Consider the following 679-nt stretch of genomic DNA (forward strand, 5'->3'; position numbering starts at 1 on the left):
GTTGCTTAGCGCGGGATTGATAGGGGGGACGCGTTATGGACCAACCAGTGGGTGATTTGGTTGTAAATCTGGATGCCGATACAGCGTCCTTTAATGAGCAGGTTGAACGCGCTAAAACTCAGCTTGGTACATTTGGTAATTCTGCGAACAATGCGGCGAAAGTTACTGCTGATATGGCAGCAAAACAAGAAATCGCACTCCAGTCCTTGTTGGAGAAAATCGATCCCAACATCAAGGCCATGAATCGCCTGGATGAACAGTACACCCAGCTTATCTCGCATTTTGTTGATCGCCGGATTGATGGTGAACAATTCGTTAAGTTCAGTAACACCATCAACAAGACCAGAGAGGAATTATTAAAATCTGCTGCCGTTGCGGCCAATGACATGCCTGCCGCATTGTCGAAGCAAGCTATTGCGGCACAGAAAGCGGGTATTTCTGTCGGCCAGTATCGTGCCGCGATGCAAATGCTACCGGCGCAGATGACGGATATTGTCACTCAGCTGGCGGGCGGGCAAAACCCCTTCCTGATCCTTATTCAGCAAGGTGGACAGATTAAAGACTCGTTTGGCGGACTGCGTGGGACATTCTATGCTTTATCCAGCATGATTAATCCCGCCTATCTTGGTGTGGCTGCTTTTGCTGGGGCGGTAGGGTATCTCGGCTATGAGGTTTACCA

Annotated in this window: 1 protein-coding gene; it reads left to right on the top strand. The window is 49.5% G+C overall.

All coding sequences use genetic code 11. From position 1 onward, the window contains the following. Positions 1–47 precede the first annotated feature (47 nt). Positions 48–679: phage tail length tape measure family protein (locus J5224_RS35715; RefSeq protein ID WP_319802542.1), on the top strand; the 632-nt coding region annotated here is incomplete at its 3' end.

The sequence above is a fragment of the Candidatus Symbiopectobacterium sp. NZEC135 genome (assembly GCF_025962695.1).